The organism is Roseomonas sp. TAS13 (genome assembly GCF_001950415.1).
GTDB classification, from domain to species: Bacteria; Pseudomonadota; Alphaproteobacteria; order Acetobacterales; family Acetobacteraceae; genus Roseomonas; species Roseomonas mucosa.
In genome coordinates, this window is the sequence record NZ_BDLP01000333.1 from 1 (window position 1) to 4,764 (window position 4,764).

The following is a 4,764-nucleotide window of genomic DNA, read 5'->3' on the forward strand; positions in this document are numbered from 1 at the left end:
CGCCTTACGGTGGAGCTGTGCGTAGATGTGATCAAGAGACAGGCGGGCCCTGGACCCGACGAGCTGGTTCTCGCTGACGCCGGATCGCGCCGGAGAGCATCGCTCTCCGGCGGACTGCCGGTGCCACAGGTGCGGACAGCATGTCTTTCTCTTCAGGTGCCCCGCGTCTCCACTTGTTCCCGGGGATCAACCCACAGTCTGACGGCTACCACAGGCACCAACGAAAGCCCGGGGTCCGGGGACCGGCTCCGGTCCCCGGCGGAGAGGGGGTCCGGGGTGAGAGGCAGCGCCTCTCCCCCGGCGGCCAGCCACGAAGCGCAACGCAAGAACAGGGGAAAAGCGGCGGGTCGGATCAGCCCATCGACGGCACGATCGTCCCCGGCTGCGTCAGGGGTGCGCGCGTCAGCAGGTCGGCGAAGGTGAGCAGGAAGAGGAAGGCGAGCCACAGCATCGCGGCGCAGGCGGCGATCCGCACCAGCGGTATCGCGTCGCGCAGCTTCATGAAGAAGACGCCGATCAACACCGTCTTCACGCCGGAGATGCCGAAGGCCACCGCCGCACTCCAGCGACCGAGCGGCACATAGGCGAGGCCGAGCGTCGCGGCGAGCAGCAGCATCAGCGCCAGCCACAGCGGCAGGGTCGCGCGCAGGATGTCGCGCGTGCTGCGCGGACCGGCCTCGGCCAGGCTGTGCGGCGCGGTCACGAGCGTCCCCCGAGATAGAAGAGCGGGTAGAGGAAGACCCAGACGATATCGACCAGGTGCCAGTAGAGCGCCACCACCTCATAGGCCGGGCTGCGCAGCGCGCGGCGGCGCGTCCAGGCCTGCCAGCCCAGCCAGCCGACCACGCCCAGCCCCGCCGTCATGTGCAGCGCGTGCAGCGCGGTCATGCCCCAGTAGAAGCCGAAGAAGATCTGCGAGGCCGGGTCGGGCAGCGGAAAGCCCGGCCCGGGCACGAGACGCTCCGTGATGTCCTTGTGGTACTCGAAGCCCTTCACCGCCAGGAAGGCCAGGCCCAGCAGCAGCGTCAGGGCGAAGCCGCGCAGGGCCGTGCGGCGCAGTTCCGCCTGGGCGGCCTCGGAGGCGATCGCCATGGTCAGGCTGCTGGTCAGCAGGATCGCGGTGTTGAGCGTGCCCAGCACCACGTCCGTCTCGTGCCCGGCGGCGGCGAAGGCCTGCGGATGCAGCGCCCGGTTCGCCACCACGGCCATGATCAGCCCGCCGAAGAGCATCGCCTCGCTGCCCAGGAAGATCCAGATGCCGAGGCTGGAGCCCAGGCGCTGCCGGTGCAGGCTCTCCCAGGGTTCGCGGATCGGATCGGGCGCGGGCGCCGCGGGGAGGTCCGCCGCGCTCACCGGGGCTCGTCCTGGTTCCGGTGCGGCTCCTCGGTGCGGCGGTCCGGCCCGAAATCCTCGTCATGGTAGACGTAGGGGCCGGTCTTCACGACCGGAGGGACGCGGAAATTGTCGCGCGGCGGTGGCGAGGTGGTCTGCCATTCCAGCCCCGTGGCGTTCCAGGGATCGTTCCCCGCGCGCTGCCCGCGGAACAGCGACCAGGCAAGATAGCCCATCGGCAGCAGATAGGCTCCCGCCAGCAGCACCGCGCCGCAGGAGGACATGACGTGATAGACCTGGAACTCCGGCGGATAGGCGCCGTAGCGCCGGGGCATGCCGAGATAGCCCATGATGAACTGCGGGAAGAAGGTGAAGCCGAAGCCGAAGAACATCAGGATGGCGGCGAAACGCGCCCAGCCATCCGGGTAGAGGCGCCCGGTGATCTTCGGCCACCAGAAATGCAGCCCGCCATAGAAGGCCGTGACCGCGCCGCCCACCATGATGAAATGGAAATGCGCCACGACGAAATAGGTGTCGGTCACGTGCACGTCGATCGGGATGGAGGCCAGGAACAACCCGGTCAGCCCGCCGATGGTGAAGAGGCCGATGAAGCCGATGGCGTAGAGCATCGGCGACTCGAAGACGATCTCGCCCCGGTAGAGGGTGAAGGTCCAGTTGAAGACCTTGATGGCCGAGGGCACGGCGATGACGAAGGAGAGGAAGGAGAAGACCAGCGAGGCGTAGAGCGACTGCCCCGAGACGAACATGTGGTGGCCCCAGACCAGGAAGCCGATCACCGAGATCCAGAGGATCGCATAGACCATGAAGCTGTAGCCGAAGATCTGCCGCCGGGCGAAGCAGGTGACGATCTCGCTGATCACGCCGAAGGAAGGCAGGATCATGATGTACACGGCCGGGTGGCTGTAGAACCAGAAGAGGTGCTGGAACAGCAGCGGGTCGCCGCCCCGCGCCGGGTCGAAGACGGGCAGGCCGAAGGCGCGCTCGGCGAAGATCAGCAGCAGCACGGCGGTCAGCACCGGGGTCGCCAGCACCATCACCAGGCTGGTGCCGTAGATCGCCCAGACCAGCAGCGGCAGGCGGAACCAGTGCATCCCCGGCGCGCGCAGCATGTGCACCGTGGCGATGAAGTTCAGCCCCGTCATGATGGAGGAGAAGCCCACGGCGATCACCGCGAAGACGGCGGCGAGCACGTAGGAGTTGGAGAACATCGTGGAATAGGGCGTGTAGAAGGTCCAGCCCGTGTCCACCCCGCCGGCGATCAGCGCATAGACCAGGAAGGCGCCGGCGCCGACGAAGAGATACCAGGAGGACAGGTTCAGCCGCGGAAAGGCGAGGTCCTTCGCCCCGATCATCAGCGGCAGCAGGAAGTTGCCCAGCGTGTTGGGGATGGAGGGCACCAGAAAGAACCAGACCATCACCGTGCCGTGCAGGGTGAACATCCGGTTGTAGGTGTCCGCCGACATCAGGTCCTGCTGCGGCGTGAAGAGCTCCATCCGGATCGCCACCGCCCCCGCCCCGCCAATGAAGAAGAAGGCGGTCAGCGCCGCCGCGTAGAGCAGGGCGATGCGCTTGTGATCGGTGGTCAGCAGCCAGGAGGCGATGCCCCGTTCCGCCGTCAGGTAGCTTTCCTCTTCCGCCGGGCGGGCACGGGGCGCCATGGCGGCGTCGGCGGCGATGTCGCTCACGGTGACTTCTCCTCCCGCAGGGAGCGGATATAGGCGACGAGGCGCTGCAGCTCGTCCTCTCCCACCAGCCCGGCGAAGGAGGGCATCAGCGGCGCGAAGCCGGCCACGACCTGCTTCGCCGGCTGCAGGATGGAATCGCGCAGATAGGCCTCGTCGGCGGTGACGAAATGCCCGTCCGAGAGCGGCACCTGTCGGCCGTAGAGCCCCTCCAGCCGCGGCGCGTGGACGGTGGCGCTGCCGGCATGGCAGCCGGAGCAGCCGAGCGCGGTGAAGAGCACCCTGCCCTCCCCGGCCAGGTCGTCGGCCTCCGGCTGCGCCGCCAGCCACCGCGCGTAGTCGTCCGGCTCCAGCACCGTGACCGTGCCGCCCATGCGGGCGTGCAGCGTGCCGCAGTACTCGGCGCAGAAGAGCTCGTAGGTGCCGGGCTTGGTGGGGGTGAAGCGCAGCTCGGTCAGGCGGCCGGGCAGGACGTCCTGCTTCACCCGGAAGGCCGGGACGAAGAAGGAATGGATCACGTCCTGCGAGGTCATGATCAGCCGCACCCGCTGGCCCAGCGGCACGTGCAGGGCGTCGATCTCCTGCGCCCCGTTGGCGTGCCGCGTCTTCCACATCCACTGCTTGGCCTGGACATGGATCTCCACCGCGTCCCCCTGCTCCGCGCCGCCGAAGGACAGCATGGTGGCGCCGCCCCAGGCGAAGAGCACGAGCGCCAGCAGCGCCGTGGCCACGGTCCAGCCGACCTCCACCTCCCGTTGCAGGATCTCCGGCAGCGGCCCGCGCGGCGCCTTCGAGCCGCGGCGGTAGCGGATGGCGAAGCCGAGCAGCAGGCAGGTCACCAGCAGCAGGATGGCACCCGAGAGCACCAGCATGATCACCACGATCAGGTCGGTGCGCTGCGCGACGTCCGAGGCGGCGTCGGGCCAGAGGCGGAACCCGCTCATGGGCGCATCCCGCCCGGCACCCGCCGGCGCGAGACGAGGAACAGGAACAGCCCCAGCCCGCCCAGGGTCAGCACCGTGCCCATCGTCAGCGCCCGCTTCACCACGCCGTTGTAGATCCCGTGCGCCGGGTCGAGCCCGTAGCAGAGCAGGCGGATGCGGTCCCCCAGCGTGCCGATGCGGCCCTGCGAGGCCTCCACCAGCGCCAGCCGCAGCACGCCGGGATCGGGCGCCAGCCCGTCCAGCAGGCGCGAGACATGCCCGTCGCCGGTCAGCACCAGGATGCCGGTGGGATGGGCATAGCGGTCGGCCTCCCTGTCGAACTGCGCCCGGTAGCCGAGCGCGGACTGCACCTCGGCCAGCGGGGCGGCCGGGCCGGTCAGGAAATGCGTGGCGGCCAGGAGCTCCGGCGGAAGCCCGCCCAGATGCGCCGCCTTCATCGCCCGCGCCTCGGCCGGCCCATCCCGGGAGCCCAGGGCGATGGCGAGCGACACGACGTCCCGCCCCGGCCGCAGCCCGGTCTCCGCCAGGGCATGGGCGGCGATCCCGAGCGCCGGGCCGCAAAGCGTGACGCAGGTGAAGTCGGCCAGCACCAGCACCGCCGGCAGGCCGTGCTGGAGGGCGGCGGGCGTGACATCGCGCCCGTCCTCGTCCCGCAGCGCCAGACCGGGCGGCAGGCGCGCGCCCGGCGGCGGCGCCAGCTCCACCTCGGCCAGTTGCGCCTCGGTCAGGGCCGCCCGGGCCGGGCCGTGGCCAGCAGCGGCATCCAGCTCAGCATGGAGGCTGTC

5 protein-coding genes are annotated in these 4,764 nt (G+C 69.9%); all 5 read right to left on the minus strand.

The genetic code is table 11. The features are described from left to right. Positions 1–352: 352 nt before the first annotated feature. Entirely contained in the window at positions 353–703 is a 351-nt protein-coding gene (locus ROTAS13_RS19445; RefSeq protein ID WP_216348695.1) for a cytochrome C oxidase subunit IV family protein, read from the minus strand. Then, on the minus strand, positions 700–1,353 hold the full coding sequence (locus ROTAS13_RS19450; RefSeq protein ID WP_019459297.1) for a cytochrome c oxidase subunit 3: 654 nt from the start codon (positions 1,351–1,353) through the stop codon (positions 700–702). The genes ROTAS13_RS19445 and ROTAS13_RS19450 overlap by 4 nt, the downstream gene beginning before the upstream one ends. Further along, a complete protein-coding gene (locus tag ROTAS13_RS19455; RefSeq protein WP_037252052.1) occupies positions 1,350–3,011 on the minus strand; it encodes a cbb3-type cytochrome c oxidase subunit I in 1,662 nt (553 codons plus the stop codon). The genes ROTAS13_RS19450 and ROTAS13_RS19455 overlap by 4 nt, the downstream gene beginning before the upstream one ends. Positions 3,012–3,034: 23 nt before the next feature. Then, positions 3,035–3,979, minus strand: coding sequence for a cytochrome c oxidase subunit II (gene coxB, locus ROTAS13_RS19460; RefSeq protein WP_019459295.1), 945 nt, complete (start codon positions 3,977–3,979; stop codon positions 3,035–3,037). After that, positions 3,976–4,764 (minus strand): SCO family protein (locus tag ROTAS13_RS27350; protein WP_171979162.1); only part of this gene is annotated, 789 nt, incomplete at its 5' end. The genes ROTAS13_RS27350 and coxB, both read right to left, overlap by 4 nt.

Bases quoted from the DNA above. Each gene is read 5' to 3' on its own strand.
- ROTAS13_RS19455 (WP_037252052.1), bottom strand. From the start codon at position 3,011: ATGGCGCCCCGTGCCCGCCCGGCGGAAGAGGAAAGCTACCTGACGGCG.
- coxB (WP_019459295.1), bottom strand. From the start codon at position 3,979: ATGAGCGGGTTCCGCCTCTGGCCCGACGCCGCCTCGGACGTCGCGCAG.